Source organism: Streptomyces musisoli (assembly GCF_016741855.1).
GTDB classification, from domain to species: domain Bacteria; phylum Actinomycetota; class Actinomycetes; order Streptomycetales; family Streptomycetaceae; genus Streptomyces; species Streptomyces musisoli.
In genome coordinates this window covers 92,562-109,146 of sequence record NZ_JAERRH010000011.1, presented here as the reverse complement: position 1 = coordinate 109,146, position 16,585 = coordinate 92,562, and the positions used below count along the sequence as shown (strand labels likewise).

The 16,585-nt window shown below is 72.1% G+C and carries 14 protein-coding genes; 5 read left to right on the top strand and 9 right to left on the bottom strand.

The genetic code is table 11. The features are described 5' to 3' along the window. Positions 1–5: 5 nt before the first annotated feature. Both JK361_RS26600 and JK361_RS26595 read left to right on the top strand, forming a co-directional pair. The gene (locus tag JK361_RS26600; RefSeq protein WP_201822473.1) at positions 6–1,607 is read left to right on the top strand and encodes an ABC transporter permease; all 1,602 of its coding nucleotides are present in this window, start codon (positions 6–8) and stop codon (positions 1,605–1,607) included. Next, the gene (locus JK361_RS26595) at positions 1,607–2,626 is read left to right on the top strand and encodes an ABC transporter ATP-binding protein (RefSeq protein WP_201822471.1); all 1,020 of its coding nucleotides are present in this window, start codon (positions 1,607–1,609) and stop codon (positions 2,624–2,626) included. The genes JK361_RS26600 and JK361_RS26595 overlap by 1 nt, the downstream gene beginning before the upstream one ends. A 166-nt stretch (positions 2,627–2,792) precedes the next feature. Here the strand turns inward: JK361_RS26595 and JK361_RS26590 are convergent, their stop codons facing one another. From JK361_RS26590 to JK361_RS26560, 7 genes are all read right to left on the bottom strand, one after another. Further along, positions 2,793–3,488 carry an LAETG motif-containing sortase-dependent surface protein gene (locus JK361_RS26590; RefSeq protein WP_201822468.1) on the bottom strand — a complete coding sequence of 232 codons (696 nt, stop codon included), beginning with the start codon at positions 3,486–3,488 and terminating at the stop codon, positions 2,793–2,795. Positions 3,489–3,653: 165 nt separating this feature from the next. After that, the gene (locus tag JK361_RS26585) at positions 3,654–4,778 is read right to left on the bottom strand and encodes an LOG family protein (RefSeq protein ID WP_201822466.1); all 1,125 of its coding nucleotides are present in this window, start codon (positions 4,776–4,778) and stop codon (positions 3,654–3,656) included. A 36-nt stretch (positions 4,779–4,814) separates the two neighbouring features. Further along, entirely contained in the window at positions 4,815–5,222 is a 408-nt protein-coding gene (locus JK361_RS26580; protein ID WP_201822464.1) for a VOC family protein, read from the bottom strand. Between the two features lie 136 nt (positions 5,223–5,358). Continuing rightward, the gene (locus tag JK361_RS26575) at positions 5,359–6,912 is read right to left on the bottom strand and encodes a hypothetical protein (RefSeq protein ID WP_201822463.1); all 1,554 of its coding nucleotides are present in this window, start codon (positions 6,910–6,912) and stop codon (positions 5,359–5,361) included. After that, positions 6,894–7,634, bottom strand: a complete 741-nt coding sequence (locus JK361_RS26570) for an ABC transporter ATP-binding protein (protein WP_201822462.1) — start codon at positions 7,632–7,634, stop codon at positions 6,894–6,896. Before JK361_RS26570 ends, JK361_RS26575 begins: the two co-directional genes overlap by 19 nt. Before the next feature lie 190 nt (positions 7,635–7,824). Next, complete coding sequence (locus tag JK361_RS26565) at positions 7,825–9,207, bottom strand: aspartate aminotransferase family protein (protein ID WP_307787326.1); 1,383 nt, start codon at positions 9,205–9,207, stop codon at positions 7,825–7,827. Then, positions 9,192–9,713 carry an Lrp/AsnC family transcriptional regulator gene (locus tag JK361_RS26560; protein WP_184970315.1) on the bottom strand — a complete coding sequence of 174 codons (522 nt, stop codon included), beginning with the start codon at positions 9,711–9,713 and terminating at the stop codon, positions 9,192–9,194. The genes JK361_RS26565 and JK361_RS26560 overlap by 16 nt, the downstream gene beginning before the upstream one ends. Positions 9,714–9,918: 205 nt before the next feature. Between JK361_RS26560 and JK361_RS26555 the strand changes: the two genes are divergently transcribed. From JK361_RS26555 to JK361_RS26545, 3 genes are all read left to right on the top strand, one after another. Continuing rightward, positions 9,919–11,358, top strand: coding sequence for a gamma-aminobutyraldehyde dehydrogenase (locus tag JK361_RS26555; RefSeq protein WP_201822460.1), 1,440 nt, complete (start codon positions 9,919–9,921; stop codon positions 11,356–11,358). A gap of 322 nt (positions 11,359–11,680) precedes the next feature. Further along, the gene (locus JK361_RS26550; RefSeq protein ID WP_201822459.1) at positions 11,681–12,874 is read left to right on the top strand and encodes an ABC transporter substrate-binding protein; all 1,194 of its coding nucleotides are present in this window, start codon (positions 11,681–11,683) and stop codon (positions 12,872–12,874) included. A 760-nt stretch (positions 12,875–13,634) separates the two neighbouring features. After that, positions 13,635–14,147: a hypothetical protein gene (locus tag JK361_RS26545; RefSeq protein WP_201822458.1), complete on the top strand. Its 513-nt coding sequence runs from the start codon at positions 13,635–13,637 to the stop codon at positions 14,145–14,147. Here the strand turns inward: JK361_RS26545 and JK361_RS26540 are convergent. Continuing rightward, a complete protein-coding gene (locus JK361_RS26540; RefSeq protein WP_201822456.1) occupies positions 14,137–15,324 on the bottom strand; it encodes a serine hydrolase domain-containing protein in 1,188 nt (395 codons plus the stop codon). The genes JK361_RS26545 and JK361_RS26540 overlap by 11 nt on opposite strands. Positions 15,325–15,781: 457 nt before the next feature. Next, the gene (locus JK361_RS26535) at positions 15,782–16,468 is read right to left on the bottom strand and encodes a glycerophosphodiester phosphodiesterase (protein ID WP_201822454.1); all 687 of its coding nucleotides are present in this window, start codon (positions 16,466–16,468) and stop codon (positions 15,782–15,784) included. Positions 16,469–16,585: the final 117 nt, after the last annotated feature.

The following is a 16,585-nucleotide window of genomic DNA, read 5'->3' as shown; positions in this document are numbered from 1 at the left end:
GGCTCATGGCCCTGCCCGTCGCGTTCTTCGCGCTGTTCTTCGCCTGGCCGGTGGCCGCGATCGTGGCGCGCGGGCTGAAGGTGGACGGCGCCTGGCGGTTCGGGCGGATCGCGGACGTCGTCGCGCAGCCGGACATCCGGCACGTGCTGTGGTTCACCACCTGGCAGGCGCTCGCCTCCACCGCCCTCACCCTGCTGCTCGCGCTGCCCGCCGCCTACGTCTTCGCCCGCCTCGACTTCCCGGGCAAGCAGGTGCTGCGGGCCGTCGTCACGGTTCCGTTCGTGCTGCCGACCGTCGTCGCCGGCAGCGCCTTCCTGGCGGTGGTCGGACGGCGTGGGCTGCTGGACCAGTTGTGGGGCGTACGGCTGGACACCACGGTGTGGGCGATCCTGCTGGCGCACGTCTTCTTCAACTTCGCGGTCGTCGTCCGCACCGTCGGCGGGCTGTGGGCCCAGCTCGATCCCCGGCAGGAGGAGGCCGCACGCATGCTGGGCACCTCCCCGCTGACGGCTTGGCGCAAGGTCACCCTGCCCGCGCTCGCTCCGGCCGTGGCCGCCGCCGCCCTGATGGTGTTCCTGTTCACCTTCACCTCGTTCGGTGTGGTGCAGATCCTCGGCGGTCCCACCTTCTCCACCCTCGAGGTCGAGATCTACCGGCAGACCTCCGAGGTCTTCGACCTGTCCACGGCCGCCGTCCTCACCCTCGTCCAGTTCGCCGCGGTCGGCGCGATCCTCGCCGTGCACGCCTGGACGGTACGGCGGCGGGAGACCGCCCTGCGCCTGGTCGACGCCGCGGTGACCGCCCGCCGGCCGCGCGGGGCCGGGCAGTGGGCGCTGCTGGCCGGGGTCGTCCTGACCATCGCCCTGCTCCTGGTGCTGCCGCTGGCCGTGCTCGTCCGCCGCTCGCTGGACGCACCCGGCCTCGGCTACTACCGCGCGCTGACCCGCTCCGACGGCGGTACGTTCCTGGTCGCGCCCGTGCACGCGGTGTGGACCTCACTCCAGTACGCCGTCGCCGCCACCGCCATCGCCGTCGTGATCGGCGGGCTCGCCGCGGCGGCGCTGGCCCGCCGGGACGCCGGCCGGCTGGTGCGGGGCTTCGACGCGCTGCTGATGCTGCCGCTCGGGGTCTCCGCCGTGACCGTCGGCTTCGGCTTCCTGATCGCACTCGACGAGCCGCCGCTGGACCTGCGCCAGTCCTGGATCCTGGTGCCGCTCGCCCAGTCGCTGGTCGGCGCCCCCTTCGTCGTACGGACCATGCTGCCCGTGCTGCGGGCGGTGGACGCCCGGCTCAGGGAGGCGGCGGCGGTGCTCGGGGCCTCGCCCTGGCGGGTGTGGCGGGAGGTGGATCTGCCGCTGGTGCGGCGGGCGCTGCTGGTCGCGGCCGGGTTCGCGTTCGCGGTGTCGCTCGGCGAGTTCGGGGCGACCGTGTTCATCGCCCGGCCCGACAACCCCACGCTCCCGGTCGCCGTGGCCCGGCTGCTGAGCCGTCCCGGGGACCTCAACTACGGCCAGGCGATGGCCCTTTCGACCATTCTGATGGTGGTGTGCGCCGCCGCGCTGCTGATCCTGGAGCGGCTGCGCACCGACCGTACGGGGGAGTTCTGATGCTGCTGGCCCTGGACGCCGCGACCGTGCGCTTCGGTGGGCGGCCCGTGCTCGACGCGGTCGGCCTGGAGGTCGCCGAGCACGAGGTGGTGTGTGTGCTCGGGCCCAGCGGCAGCGGGAAGTCGACGCTGCTGCGGGCCGTCGCCGGCCTGCAGCGACTGGACTTTGGACGGGTGCTGCTCGACGGCCGGGACCAGTCGGGCGTGCCCGCTCACAAGCGGGGCGTGGGTCTGATGTTCCAGGACCACCAGCTCTTCCCACAGCGGGACGTCGGCGCGAACGTGGCGTTCGGGCTGCGCATGCACGGCGTGACCAAGGGCGAACGGGGCTGCGAGGTGGGCCAGTTGCTGGAGCTGGTCGGGCTGCCGGGGGCCGCCCGGCGGGCCGTGGCCTCCCTGTCCGGCGGCGAGCAGCAGCGCGTGGCCCTCGCCCGGGCGCTCGCGCCCCGGCCCCGGCTGCTCATGCTGGACGAGCCCCTCGGCCAGCTCGACCGCTCGCTGCGCGAACGGCTGGTGGTCGAACTGCGGGAGCTGTTCGGCCGGTTGGGCACGACCGTGCTCGCCGTGACCCACGACCAGGGCGAGGCGTTCGCGCTGGCCGACCGGGTGGTGGTGATGCGGGACGGGCGGATCGCGCAGTCCGGGACGCCGGTCGAGGTGTGGCAGCGGCCCGCCGACGGGTTCGTGGCCCGCTTCCTCGGCTTCGAGAACGTGGTCCCGGCCACCGTCGCCGGGACGGTCGCCGACAGCCCGTGGGGCAAGCTGCCCGTGCCCGACGGCTCCGCACAGGGCGGCCGCACGGTCCTCGTCCGCCCCGCCGGGGTCCGTCTCGTGCCGGCCGACCAGGGCCTGCCCTGCACGGTGACCGCCCGCACCTTCCGGGGCACCCATGTAGCCGTCCGCCTCAAGCCGCAGGACGGCCCGCGCCTGGAGGCGGCCTGCACGCTGCGGGACGCGCCGGAGCCCGGCACCTCGGTCGGCGTGGAGTTCGACGCGGCCGAGATCGTCGTGCTGGACTGATATCCGCACGTCACGGCCGGCGGGCAGTCGGGCCGATGCGTGCCGGCCCGGGTACGACCGCGGCCCGTCCCCTGGGGATAGGGGGACGGGCCGCGGCGCACTGTCCGGATCGGACGTCAAGTGGTGTACACGCGCCCTCGTTCCGGGCGCTGCACGGTGCCCGGCGTCAGCCGTTGCGGCTCGCGCCACGGCGGCGCATGCCGAGCCAGACCGCGCCACCGCCGACGACGACCAGAGCCGCCGCGACGCCCGCGATCAGACCGGTGTTGCTGCTCGCGCCGGTCTCGGCGAGGTTCGAGTCACCGACCGCCGGGGACGGCGCGTTGTTCGAGGGGGCCGCGGGGGCGGAGCTGGACTCCGAGGCCGACGGGGCCGGGGTCGCCGGCTCGGCGGGGGCGGATTCGGACTTGGACGGGGACGGCGACGGCGTCGTCGTGCTCGCCGTCGGCGTGGGGGGCTTGCTCTCCGTCTTGCAGGCGGTGGACGGGGTCACCAGGTCGGGCCGGATGTCCTCGTCGACGGCCTTGTCGGCCTTGACGTGCACCCGGTAGGTGGCGCTCGGCTTCCAGTCCTCCGCGAAGGTGATCCGGGCGCCCTCCTTCGAGCCCGTGACCGGCTTCTCGCCGACCTTCGTCTCGATGCCGCCGACACCCTTGAGGAAGACGGTGATGGTGGCGTCCTTGGCGGAGGCGTCCGTGTCGGTGACGACGATGACGCCCTTGTCGCCTTCGCACTTGGCTTCGGCGGAGAAGTCCTTGATGTTGCAGGCCAGGGCGGAACCGGCCAGGCCCAGCACCAGCGCCGTCGACCCGGAGGCGACACCCAGGAGGTGCACGGAACGGCGTACGCTACGGCGAGTCATGGACAACGTTTGTCCTTTACAGAGTGCAATTGCGGGGGGTTGTGGGGGCGTTGGGGCGACGATGAGGTGAGGCCCCTGCGCCCCCGGGAGGCTCACAGGTTTATAAGCGCTCCATAAGTAGTGTCAACGCATATGCCGTCAACAACCGTTGACTTTGCCCGCTTATTAACCGCCCAGACGTTTGATCGCCTCCGGCGCCTGCTCGATCCGGTCAACGAGGGCGATACGGGACTCCATCTCCCGTCCCCGCGCCAGCGACCGGAGCAACGGCCAGGCCGGCAGTTCCTTCGTCCAGTGCCCGCCGTCCACGAGCACCATCGGGGTCGGCTCGCCGCGCGACCCGTAGTAGTTGGGTGTCGCGTTGTCGAAGATCTCCTGCACGGTCCCGGCGGCGCCCGGCAGGAACACCACCCCGGCGGTGGAGCGGGCCAGCAGGCCGTCCTCGCGGGTGGCGTTGGCGAAGTACTTGGCGATGTGCCCGGCGAAGGCGTTCGGCGGCTCGTGGCCGTAGAACCAGGTGGGGATGCCCACCGACACACCGCCGTCCGGCCAGCGTTCACGCACCTCGAAGGCGGCCCGCGCCCAGTCCGTGACGGACGGCCGGAACGAGGGGGCCTTGGCGAGCAGCCGGAGCGCGTCGTCGAGCATGCCGTCGGCGAACGGGGCGGCGTAGGCGCCGAGGTTGGCCGCCTCCATCGCGCCCGGCCCACCGCCGGTGGCCACCGTGAACCCGGCGCGGGTCAGCTCCCGGCCGAGCCGTGCGGCACCGGCGTAGGCGTCGGTGCCGCGGGCCATCGCGTGGCCGCCCATGACCCCCACCACGCGGGCGCCGACGAGGAGTTCGTCCAGTGCGTCGGAGACGGAGTCGTCGTGGACGGCGCGGAGCATCGAACCGAAGATGTCACCGTCGGCCTTGGTCCGCTCGAACCAGGCGTAGGCCCGCGCGTCCGGCGTCGCCTCGTACCCCTCGTCCAGCGACTCGAACAACTCGTCGGGCGTGTAGACGAATCCCCGGTACGGGTCGAAGGGCAGTCCCGGGACCGGCGGGAACACCAGGGCTCCGGCCGACCGGACATGAGCGGCGGCCCCGGCGTCCATCGGGCAGCCGAGGAACACGGCACCGGTGGTGTCGAGACGGAGCAGGGCGGCGGTGCGGCCGGTCAAGTCGACGGCCTGGACACGGAACTGGGCGAGCGAGCCGTGCTCTGCGACCACCTGGTCGAACTCGGCGAGGGACTCTATCTCGCGGTCGTGGGCGGCACGGGGCGGCTGGGCGGGTGTCGGATGCACCCGCCCATGCTGGCACGGATGTTCGGGCCGTGGGGGTCAGCCCTGGACGGCCGCCGGGTCCATCCACATGACCTCCCAGGTGTGGCCGTCGAGGTCGTCGAAGGCGCGGCCGTACATGAAGCCGTGGTCCTGGTCCGGGCCGCTCGCCGTGCCGCCGGCCGCGATCGCCTTCTCCACCAGCTCGTCCACCTTCTCCCGGCTCTCGGCGCTCAGACAGATCAGCACCTCGCTGGTGGTCGTCGCGTCGGCGATCTCCTTCTTGGTGAAGGTCGAGTAGAACGGCTTGGTCAGCAGCATCGCGACGATGTTGTCGCTGATCACGACGGACGCCGCGTTCTCGTCGGAGAACTGCGGGTTGATCGTGTAGCCGAGTTCCGTGAAGAACCTCTTCGAGGCGTCGAGGTCGTTCACGGGCAGGTTCACGAAGATCATCTGCTGGTACATGCGGGCCTCTCCCGTCGGGGTCGTGCGCGGTTCGTCGCGTTCGTTCGAGGGGTAGACCTGCGGTCCGCTGCGAACTCATCGCCGGCCGGAGATCTTTTTTCCCGGCTTTCTCCGGCCGGGGCCGTGCCGCGGGCGGTCAGCGGGCCAGGGGCAGTGCCGACAGCGCGGCGATCACCAGGGTGAGCGGACCGAACAGGCTCAGCAGGGCGGCCGCGCGGAGGGCGGCGGCCCCGCGCAGCATGGCGGCCGGCGCGCCGAGGCGGAGCAGCGCGGCGGTGGTGTCGGCGCGGCACTGGCGGGCCTCCACGGCCGCGGTGAGGAGGGTGGCGACCGTGGACCCGGCGACGACGAGCACGCCGAGGGCGGACAGCGGGCCGATGGCGCGGTCCGGGCCGTCGTGCAGGACGGTCGTGGCGTAGCCGGCGGACGCGACCGCGCAGACCACGCCGAGAGGGCGGCCGATCCGGACGGCCTCCGTCATGAGGACCCGGCCGGCGAGCAGGCGGAGCGCACCCGGGCGGGTGGACTGGAGGAGCAGGCCGCAGAGACGGGTGAGGCCCGGGGCGGCCAGGACGAGGCCGGTACCGGTGAGGAGCCAGCCGAGGAGCACGGCGGGGGCGGGGGCCGGGGTGGAGCGGCCGGCGTAGGACTGCACGGCCAGGCCGGCGGTGACGAGGGCCACGCCCCAGGGGAGGCCGGCGGGGGCGTCGTCGGAGCCGGCTTCGGCCGGGGCGGCGCCCGGGGCGGCCGGCTCCGGGCCCCTCGTCCCACCCGGCGTCGTCCGGTCGCTGCCCATGCCCGCCCGCGCCGTCCCGGAGGCGCGACCGCCCGTGAGACGCGGATCGTCGGCCGTTCCGGTGGCCCGGCCGCCTGCGGGGTGTGCATCGTCGGATGTTCCGGTGGCCCGGCTGCCTGCGGCGTGCGGATCGTCGGCCGTGGTCCCCGGGCCGCCCGCCGGCCGGCGGCCCGGCCGGTCTTCCTCGCCGGTGCTCCCCGCGCCCTCGCTGGTGCTCCCCGCGCCCTCGCTGGTGCTCCCCGCGCCCTCGCCCGTGCTCCCCGTGGTACGGAGGCCGAACCGGGCGCCGAAGCGTCCGTACGCCCCGAACGTCTCCTTCGCCGGCACGTTGCCGTACGCCCCGAAGCGGCCGAACCCCCGGCTGCCGCGGGGGGCCGGGCGGGGGTCCCGTGGGCGCAGCGCCACGGCCACCGTCGCGGTCGCCGTGGCCGGGAGCAGGGCCAGCAGGGTCAGCGTCGCCGGGACCGGGAGGGGGCGGTCCGCGGCCAGGAAGTCCGCGGCCGCGCCGTCGAACGGCATGCCCGTCAGGTCACCGCGCAGGTGCAGGAAGACCATCAGTGCCAGCATCGAGCCGAGGGCGCAGGACAGGGCCGTCGTCAGGGCGGAGACGGCCATGAGGCGGGCCGGCCCCAGGCCCACGGCGGACAGGCCGGCGCGCGGCCGGGTCCCGGGGTCGGTGCGGGCGACCGCGAGCGCGAGGTACACCGTGGCGGCGAGCGGTGCGGCGCACCAGGCCAGGCGCAGAGCGGCGGCGCGCGCGGCGTCCGGGTGGTTCAGGGCGTGACCGAGGCAGGCCAGGAGCAGGAAGCCGGTGCCCGCCGAGGCCGCGGCCACCAGCAGACGGCGCAGCTGGACGGCGGGCCGGCCGGCGCGGGTCAGACGGAGAGCGAGCACGCCGCCCGGCCTTCCGCGTCGGGGGCGTCCGGCAGGTGCACGGTGTGGACGCGCCGCCCGTCCAGCAGGGCCACCGTACGGTCGGCGAGGGCGGCGGTGTCGGGGTCGTGCGTGGCGAGGACGACCGTGATGCCGTGCGAGCGGGCGGCCGTGGCAAGGGTGCGCAGCACATGGGTGCGGTCGGCGCGGTGCAGGGGGGCCGTGGGCTCGTCGGCGAAGAGGACGGTGGGCCCGGGGGCCAGGGCGCGGGCGATGGCGACGCGCTGGCGCTCGGCGTGCTGCAACCGGTGCGGGCGGCTGCGGGCCTTGTCGCCGACGTCCAGACGCTCCAGCCACTCCAGCGCCGCCACCTTGGCCCGCCGGCGCCCGGCACCGCGCAGCATCAGTGGGAGCGCGGCGTTCTCCCAGACGTTCAGCTCGGGGACGAGGACCGGCTCGGGGTCGATCCAGCCGAAGCGGTCCCGGCGCAGCCGCTCGCGGGCCATCGGGCCGAGCGTGTGCACGGGGGAACTGTTGAACCAGACCTCTCCGTGGCGCACCGGCACCAGGCCGGACAGGCAGCGCAGCAACGTCGTCTTGCCGCTGCCGCGCGGCCCGCTGACGGCGAGGATCTCGCCCTCCCGTACGCCGAGCGAGACCCCGGCGAGACCGGGGGAGCCGTCGCGGTGCGTGAAGTGCAGGGAGCGTGCCCAGAGCACGTCGTTGTCCGGCGGGGCCTCCATGGGCGTACACCTCGGTTCTGATCCGTTTTCCCGTACCTGTTCCCCCGTCCGGGGGAACGAAGGCTGGGCCGGTCGGTCACTGGCACGCTAGGCAGGTACCGGACGGGAGCCCGGACAGCACACGGCCCCGGGCCGCCGTTCTCACTCGAACGGACGGCGCCGGGGCCGGGTCGGTCATCCGGTCGGATGATCAGAGCTTGGTCCACGCCTCCGTGAGGGTGGCCCGCAGGATCTGCTCGATCTCGTCGAAGGTCTCCTGGTCGGAGATCAGCGGCGGGGCGAGCTGGATCACCGGGTCGCCGCGGTCGTCGGCACGGCAGTACAGGCCGTTGTCGAACAGCGCCTTGGACAGGAAGCCGTACAGGACGCGCTCGGTCTCCTCCTCGTTGAAGGACTCCTTGGTGTGCTTGTCCTTCACCAGCTCGATGCCGTAGAAGAAGCCGTTGCCGCGGACGTCGCCGACGATCGGCAGGTCGTGCAGCTTCTGGAGGGTCTGGAGGAAGGCGCCCTCGTTGTCCAGCACGTGCTGGTTGAGGTTCTCCCGCTCGAACAGGTCGAGGTTGGCGAGACCCACCGCGGCCGACACCGGGTGGCCGCCGAAGGTGTAGCCGTGCAGGAAGGTGTTGTCGCCCTTGTAGAACGGCTCGGCGAGCCGGTCGGAGACGATGCAGGCGCCGATCGGGGAGTAGCCCGAGGTCATGCCCTTGGCGCAGGTGATCATGTCCGGGACGTAGCCGAACTTGTCGCAGGCGAACATCGTGCCGAGGCGGCCGAAGGCGCAGATGACCTCGTCCGACACGAGCAGGACGTCGTACTTGTCGCAGATCTCGCGGACCCGCTGGAAGTACCCGGGCGGCGGCGGGAAGCAGCCGCCGGCGTTCTGCACCGGCTCCAGGAAGACCGCGGCGACGGTGTCCGGGCCCTCGAAGAGGATCTGCTGCTCGATCTGGTCGGCGGCCCAGCGGCCGAAGGCCACCGGGTCGTCGCCGAAGATCGGCGCGCGGTAGATGTTGGTGTTCGGCACCTTGTGCGCGCCCGGCACCAGCGGCTCGAAGGGGGCCTTCAGGCCCGGCAGGCCGGTGATGGACAGGGCGCCCTGCGGGGTGCCGTGGTAGGCGACCGCGCGGGAGATGACCTTGTACTTGGTCGGCTTGCCCTGGAGCTTGAAGTACTGCTTGGCGAGCTTCCAGGCGGTCTCGACGGCCTCGCCGCCGCCGGTGGTGAAGAAGACCTTGTTCAGGTCGCCCGGGGCGTGGTCGGCGAGGCGCTCGGCCAGCTCGACGGCCTTGGGGTGGGCGTACGACCACACGGGGAAGAAGGCCAGTTCCTGGGCCTGCTTGAAGGCGGTCTCGGCGAGCTCCGTGCGGCCGTGACCGGCCTGGACCACGAACAGACCCGCGAGACCGTCGAGGTAGCGCTTGCCCTTGTCGTCGTAGATGTAGGTGCCCTCACCCCGGACGATGGTCGGGACGGGGGAGTTCTCGTACGAGGACATGCGGGTGAAGTGCATCCACAGGTGGTCGTACGCGGTCTTGCTGAGGTCCTTTGAACTCACGGTTATCGGGTTCCCCACATGTAGGTCTGCTTCTTCAGCTTCAGGTAGACGAAGCTTTCGGTGGAGCGCACTCCGGGCAGGGCCCGGATGCGTTTGTTGATGACGCCCAGCAGGTGGTCGTCGTCCTCGCAGACGATCTCGGCGAGGATGTCGAACGAGCCCGCGGTCATCACCACGTACTCGACTTCCGACATGTCAGTCAGCGCGTCCGCGATCGACTCGACATCGCCCTCGACGTTGATGCCGACCATCGCCTGCCGGCGGAAGCCCACGGTGAGCGGGTCCGTGACGGCGACGATCTGCATGACGCCCTGGTCCAGCAGCTTCTGGACGCGCTGGCGCACGGCCGCCTCGGACAGGCCGACGGCCTTGCCGATCGCGGCGTACGGCCGGCGGCCGTCCTCCTGGAGCTGCTGGATGATGGCGAGGGAGACGGCGTCCAGCTGGGGACTGCCGCCGTTCCTGGACTCGCGGGACGAGTCCCTCTGGTCTGCGCTTCGACTGGCCACGACCTCACTGTGCACGACGTCTCGATAGTTTCGCAAGGCCGGATCGATGAAATTCGTTGTTTCCAAGTCCCGAGCGTGCGGATTTCGCAGAAGTGGTGCCGGCGGGGGTGTTGAAAACGTGGGTGCGCCGATTAGGGTGGGGTGTCTCAGCGTTTGGACAGCCGCACCGGCTGGCCGGGCTGGACAGCTCGAACCCTCGAACCAGATCAGGAGGCCGGCAGTGAGCACCGAGCTGCGTCGTCTGCGCAACTACATCGACGGTGAGTTCCGGGACGCCGCCGACGGACGGACCACCGAGGTGGTCAACCCCGCGACGGGCGAGGCGTACGCGACCGCGCCGCTGTCCGGACAGGCGGACGTGGACGCCGCCATGGAGGCCGCCGCCCGCGCCTTCCCGGCGTGGCGCGACACCACCCCGTCCGAACGGCAGAAGGCCCTCCTCAAGATCGCGGACGCGTTCGAGGAGCGCGCCGAGGAACTGATCGCGGCCGAGGTGGAGAACACGGGCAAGCCGGTCGGGCTGACCCGCTCCGAGGAGATCCCTCCGATGGTCGACCAGATCCGTTTCTTCGCGGGCGCGGCCCGGCTGCTGGAGGGCCGCTCGGCGGGCGAGTACATGGACGGGATGACCTCGATCATCCGCCGCGAGCCGGTCGGCGTCTGCGCGCAGGTCGCGCCGTGGAACTACCCGATGATGATGGCCGTGTGGAAGTTCGCCCCGGCCATCGCCGCGGGCAACACGGTCGTCCTGAAGCCGTCGGACACCACCCCCGCCTCCACCGTCCTGATCGCCGACATCATCGGCTCGATCCTCCCCAAGGGCGTCTTCAACGTCATCTGCGGCGACCGTGACACCGGCCGCGCGATGGTCGAGCACCCGACCCCGGCCATGGCCTCCATCACCGGCTCCGTCCGCGCGGGCATCTCGGTCGCCGAGTCCGCCTCCAAGGACGTCAAGCGCGTCCACCTGGAGCTGGGCGGCAAGGCCCCGGTCGTCGTCTTCGAGGACACCGACATCGCCAAGGCCGTCGAGGACATCTCCGTCGCGGGTTTCTTCAACGCCGGCCAGGACTGCACGGCGGCCACCCGCGTCCTCGTCCAGGAGTCCATCCACGACGAGTTCGTCGCCGCGCTGGCGAAGGCGGCGTCCGAGACGAAGACCGGTCAGCCGGACGACGACGACGTCCTCTTCGGCCCGCTGAACAACCCGAACCAGCTCAAGCAGGTCGCCGGCTTCATCGACCGGCTCCCTGCCCACGCCAAGGTCGAGGCGGGCGGCCAGCAGGTCGGCGACAAGGGCTACTTCTACGCCCCGACCGTCGTCTCCGGCCTGAAGCAGGACGACGAGATCGTCCAGAACGAGGTCTTCGGCCCGGTCATCACCGTCCAGTCCTTCGGTGACGAGGACCAGGCCGTCGAGTGGGCCAACGGTGTCGAGTACGCCCTCGCCTCCTCGGTGTGGACCAAGGACCACGCCCGCGCCATGCGCATGTCCAAGAGGCTCGACTTCGGCTGCGTGTGGATCAACACCCACATCCCGCTGGTCGCCGAGATGCCGCACGGCGGCTTCAAGAAGTCCGGCTACGGCAAGGACCTGTCGGCGTACGGCTTCGAGGACTACACGCGCATCAAGCACGTGATGACGTCGCTGGACGGCTGACGGCCGGCGCTTGATCGCCTGACGGCTGATGAGTTGACGGCTGACGCCTGATGTCTGACGCCTGACGGTCGACGCCTGATGTTTGACGGTTGACGCCTGACGGTCGACGCCTGACGCCTGATGGCCGACGCCTGATCGCTGGACGGACGGCGCCTTGTCGCCGGACGGCCGCGCGGCCCCGGACGGGACACCTCCCCGTCCGGGGCCGCCGCGTTGCCGCCCCCGGTGATCGGCAACGTGTCGACAGGGTGTCGGGCAGGCACCGGCCCGCTCGACGCAGCGTCGATTGTCCGCCCGCCCGGTGGGAGGTCATGCTTTCCGGGTGGCCCAGACATCTTCCCGTACGACCGCGTTGTCCCGCCGTTCCCTGCTGCGCGCCCTCGGCGGCACCGCCGCGCTCGGCGCCCTGGCCGGCTGCGGGGTGCCCGCCGCCTACGTCGAGCCCGGCGACCGGGCCGTCGCCGACGAGTCAGCGGCCGACAAGAAGCTGACCTGGGCGAACTGGCCGCTGTACATCGACACGGACGACGACGACCCCAACGAGCGGCCCACGCTGCAGGCCTTCGAGAAGCGCACCGGGATCTCCGTCGACTACGTGGAGGAGATCAACGACAACGACGAATTCTTCGGCAAGATCAGCCCCTCGCTGATGAACCACCAGTCCACCGGCCGCGACCTGATCGTCATCAGCGACTGGATGTGCGCCCGGTACGTCCGGCTGGGCTGGGTCCAGGAGATGGACCGCGCCCACCAGCCGAACGTGACGAAGTACCTCGACCCGCTGCTGCGCTCGCCCGCCTTCGACCCGGGCCGCCGGTTCACCGTGCCGTGGCAGTCCGGCATCACCGGCATCGCCTACAACCGCCGCAAGCTCGGCCGTGACATCCGGCACGTGAAGGACCTCTGGGCGAAGGACCTCAAGGGCCGGGTGACCCTGCTGTCGGGCCTGGACGAGGCCTTCGCGCTGCTCATGCAGGGCAACGGCGTGGACATCACCCGCTGGACCGCGGACGACTTCCACCAGGTCTGCGACCAGGTCGAGCGGGAGGTCCACCGGGGCCAGATACGCCGCTTCACCGGCAACGACTACACCAAGGACCTGGTCAGCGGGGACGTCCTCGCCTGCCAGGCGTACTCGGGCGACGTCATCCAACTCCAGGCGGACAACCCCGACATCCGCTTCGTCGTCCCCGAGGAGGGCGCCGAGATGTGGTCGGAATCCCTGATGATCCCCAACCGGGCCCGGCACAAGGCCAACGCCGAGCGACTGATCGACTACTACTACGACCCCGAGGTCGCCGCGGAACTCGCCGCCTGGGTGAACTACGTCTGCCCGGTCCCGGCGGCCCGCGAGGTCCTGGCCGCCGACAAGGACAAGGAGACCGCGGCCCTCGCCGACAACCCCCTGATCTTCCCGGACTCCGGCATGCGGCAGCGCCTGGCCATCGCCCGGGACATCAAGTCCACGGAGCGGAGCGAGTTCGCCCAGCGGTGGAACAAGATAGCGGGCCTCTGACCGCCCGCACCGAACGACCGCGTGCGACCGGGCAATCCAGAGGCCGCCTCATGTCCGTTGGCCGCGACGAGTTGAGCCGTCTCATGCAGAAGGTGCCGGTGCTCGGGACCGTCCGCCGAGCACGCAGCCCTCGCTCCGGCTCGGGCGGTGATGCCGGCAAAGATGGAATACGGAGGGCCGCTCGGCAGCAACCCCGTCCTTGTAGTCGGTCTCGCCCGGGTAGCTCATATGCCCGAGTGCCCGCCGCACTCACCATCGCTGTCCGCCTGACGACCGCCGGGTGGGAGAGGCTCCCGGGGGCCGCTGGGGGCGCTTCGCGGGCTCCCCGTGCGATGCTCCGACTGCGTGTACCGCCAGGTGCGCCGACCTGGTGGTCTCCGCCCCGTACGAGGACACCGCGCAGGGCAGGGACGCCGGCTCGGTGACGGTCCTGTGGGGTGGCAACGGCGGCGCCCGCCCTAGGGCATGGGCGCGGGCGCGAAACGGTCACCGCTGGTCAGCCCCCCGCATGGGGTAACCGGCGCGCCGGGCTGTTCCACGCGGTCCCGGCGGCGGGACCGGGCCGCCCGTCGGCCGACCGGTGCATCCGCTCGGTCCATGCTGCGGCGCCGGACGCCCCGTCAGCCGCCCGGCGCCGGCTTGCCGTACTTCGCGTAGTCCCTCGGCGCCGACTCCCTTGGGTCGCTGCGCAGTTCCATGAGCGGATGCCGCAACCCGGACCTCTTTTGAACATGTTCAATTCCAGGCGTACGCTCGTGCCATGAGCGACAGAGCCGCCCTGCTCAAGGGCATCCGTGTGTGGCTGGCCCTCTTCGTCGTGTGCCTGGTCCTCAGCGGCGCCACCGCCTTTCCACTGGTCCACGAACTGCACTGGACCGAAAGCGCGTTGCGCGCGCTGTCCGTGCCGGAGCACCTGCCCGGGCTGATGGCGTGGATCTCCCGGGTGCGGGAGGGGCTGGACACAGTCGACGCCGACTACCCCTTCGTGCTGTACGGCACCGACTGGCTGGCCTTCGCCCACCTCGTCATCGCGGTCGCGTTCTACGGCCCGTACCGCGATCCGGTCCGCAACATCTGGGTCGTCGAGTTCGGGATGATCGCCTGTGCCGGGATCATCCCGCTCGCCCTCGTCTGCGGGCCCGTCCGCGGGATCCCCTTCTGGTGGAGCCTGATCGACATGTCCTTCGGGATCTTCGGTGTCGTCCCTCTCCACGTCGTGCGAAAGAAGATCAAGCGGCTGGAGGCGCTCGGGGCGCCGGCCGTCAGCGGTTGAACGCGGGAAAGCCGAACCGCTGGGCGACGGCCTGACCGTCGCCCTTCGCGTCCGTGGCGTCGACCGAGTAGACCAGGGTCCGGGACAGGTCCCGGGTCGCGGCGATGACCGAGGCGTAGCCCGGCCGCGAACCGGTCTTGCCCCAGATCTCCTTGCCGTTCAACTCGAACCGCTCCAGCCCCGCCCCGTACGACGCGCCCGGCACGTCGGGCACGGTGAACATCTCCCGCAGCTGCGGCTCGGGCACCACCCGGCCGCGGAACAGCCCCACCAGCAGCCGCTCCAGGTCGGCGGTGGTCGAGATCAGGTCGCCGGCCGCGAACCGGTCGGTCATGTTCCAGTCGGTCACGTCGACCAGCCTGCCGTCGATCCAGTCGTAGCCACGGTTGTGCGGTCCGTGGATCCGGGGGTCCGCGCCGACCGGGAACGAGCTGTGCCGCATGCCCAGCGGCCGGAAGATCCGTACCGCCGCCTGGTGTGCGTACGAGTCGCCCGTCACCTTCTCGACGAGCATGCCGAGCACGGTGTAGTGGATGTTGCCGTAGGTCTGCCGCGTCCCCGGCGTGTACGCCGGCCCCTGGGCGACGGAGGCCGCCACGACCTGGCGGGGTGTCAGCGTCTCGAAACGGTGCGCGTAGCCCTCCTCGACGGTGTCACCGAGGGACGCGCCCGGGCGCAGGCCGCTGGTGTAGTTCAGCAGCTGCCGCACGGTGATCGGGGCGAAGTCCTTGGTGAGCAGGTCGGGCATGTAGTGCTGCACGGTGCCGTCGAGGTCGATCCGGCCCTCCGCGGCCAGTTGCAGCACAATGGCCGCGGTGACCACCTTCGTCACCGAACCGGCCCGGAACCGCGCGTCGCCCAGGGCCGGCGCCCCGGTACGGACGTCCCGCACGCCGGCCGTCCCCCGCCAGGTGCCGTCACCGCCGACGCGGATCAGCGCGGCGGTGGCGTCGTGATCGGGGAGCCCGGCGATCGCAGCGGACAGGGCCTCGGCATCCGGGCCGGCCGTGGCAGTGGCAGTGGCAGTGGCCGTGGCTTTGGCTGTGGCCGGGGCTTTGGCTGTGGTGGTGGGGGCGGCCGGTGCGGGTGCGGCGAACGCGGGTGCGGCCAGCGGGCCGGCGGCCAGTGCGGCGACGAGTCCGGCGGCCAGGAGGGTGGAGCGGCTGGTACGGCGCATGATGGGCTCCTGGAGGAGATCGGGTGCGGTTGCGTGATCATCCTGCGGCGGCGCTCCGCCGTCCGGATCCTCATCCAGGAGGGCCTGCGACCCTGGTCCGCCCCCGATCAACCAGCATGCCCATCAGGGAAGTTGTCCGGGGCAGCCCCTACGGGTGGCCCGACCGGCCTCAGCCCGACCGGCCCTTGCCGACGGGCCCATCTCTGACGAGCGGTGCGCGACGGGCGCATGCGCGGTGCGGTGGCGGTGGCCGGGCGCATGCGCGGTGCTGCGAGGGTGGCCGGGCGCATGCGCGGTGCGGTGGCGGTGGCCGGGCGCATGCGCGGTGCAGCGAGGGTGGCCGGGCACATGCGCGGCGCTGTGAAGGTCGCCGGGCGCTCGTGGTCGTGGTGGTTCTGGGCGGCCACGACTTCGCGGGCGCCCGGGTCCTCGCGTCCCCGCCGGAGTGCGCCGGGGGCTAGACCGGGGAGCGCAGGGTCTGCAGTACGTCGATCCGGTTCGTCGTGATCGAGTCGACGCCGAGGTCCAGCAGACGGCTCATGGAACGGCGCGTGTCCGGCGTCCACACGGACAGGAGGTGTCCGTCGCGGTGCACACGGGCCGCCAGCTCCCGGCTCACCAGGGAGAAGCGGTAGTTGAGCCAGCGCGGGCGGATCACGGCCAGCAGCGCGGGCCGGGGCGGGGCCAGGCTCGTCCAGGTCAGGGCGATCTCGGCGGCCGGGTCGGCGGCGCGGACAGCGAGCATCGCCTCCGCGTCCGCGCTGTAGTACACGCGGTCCCCGGCTCCGCTCTGCCGCACCACGTCCAGGGTCCGCTCGACCGTCCTGCGGTCGATCCGCCCGCACAGGTCCACCATCACCCGGCTGTCACCGGTCGCGGCCAGCGCCTCCACGAGCGTCGGCACGCCACCGGCCGTGAGCCCGCGCACCTCTTCGGCGGACAGCGCGCCCAGTGGCCGGCCGACCTCCCACAGCCGCTGGAGCGTCTCGTCGTGCAGCAGCACGGGCACGCCGTCGCGGGTGAGCCGTACGTCGATCTCGACGGCGTCCGCGCCCTGGTCGAGCGCGGAACGCAGCGAGTCGAGGGTGTTCTCGCGGAAGCGGTAGGGGTCGCCGCGGTGGGCCACGGCGGTCACGGTCTGCATGGCCCCCATTGTGGCCGCCCCCTCGGACCGCACGGGCCCAGGGCACGCGGTCCCCGGGCCCGCACGGTCCCGGGGTTCGTGCGGCTTGGGGGTCGCGCGGTCCCGGGTTCGTGCGGG

Excerpts from the sequence above, each read along its gene's own strand:
- JK361_RS26600 (WP_201822473.1), top strand. The coding sequence starts at position 6 with ATGGCCCTGCCCGTCGCGTTCTTCGCGCTGTTCTTCGCCTGGCCGGTG.
- JK361_RS26535 (WP_201822454.1), bottom strand. The coding sequence starts at position 16,468 with ATGCAGACCGTGACCGCCGTGGCCCACCGCGGCGACCCCTACCGCTTC.
- JK361_RS26590 (WP_201822468.1), bottom strand. The coding sequence starts at position 3,488 with ATGACTCGCCGTAGCGTACGCCGTTCCGTGCACCTCCTGGGTGTCGCC.
- JK361_RS26540 (WP_201822456.1), bottom strand. The coding sequence starts at position 15,324 with ATGCGCCGTACCAGCCGCTCCACCCTCCTGGCCGCCGGACTCGTCGCC.
- JK361_RS26580 (WP_201822464.1), bottom strand. The coding sequence starts at position 5,222 with ATGTACCAGCAGATGATCTTCGTGAACCTGCCCGTGAACGACCTCGAC.
- JK361_RS26545 (WP_201822458.1), top strand. The coding sequence starts at position 13,635 with ATGAGCGACAGAGCCGCCCTGCTCAAGGGCATCCGTGTGTGGCTGGCC.
- JK361_RS26570 (WP_201822462.1), bottom strand. The coding sequence starts at position 7,634 with ATGGAGGCCCCGCCGGACAACGACGTGCTCTGGGCACGCTCCCTGCAC.
- JK361_RS26595 (WP_201822471.1), top strand. The coding sequence starts at position 1,607 with ATGCTGCTGGCCCTGGACGCCGCGACCGTGCGCTTCGGTGGGCGGCCC.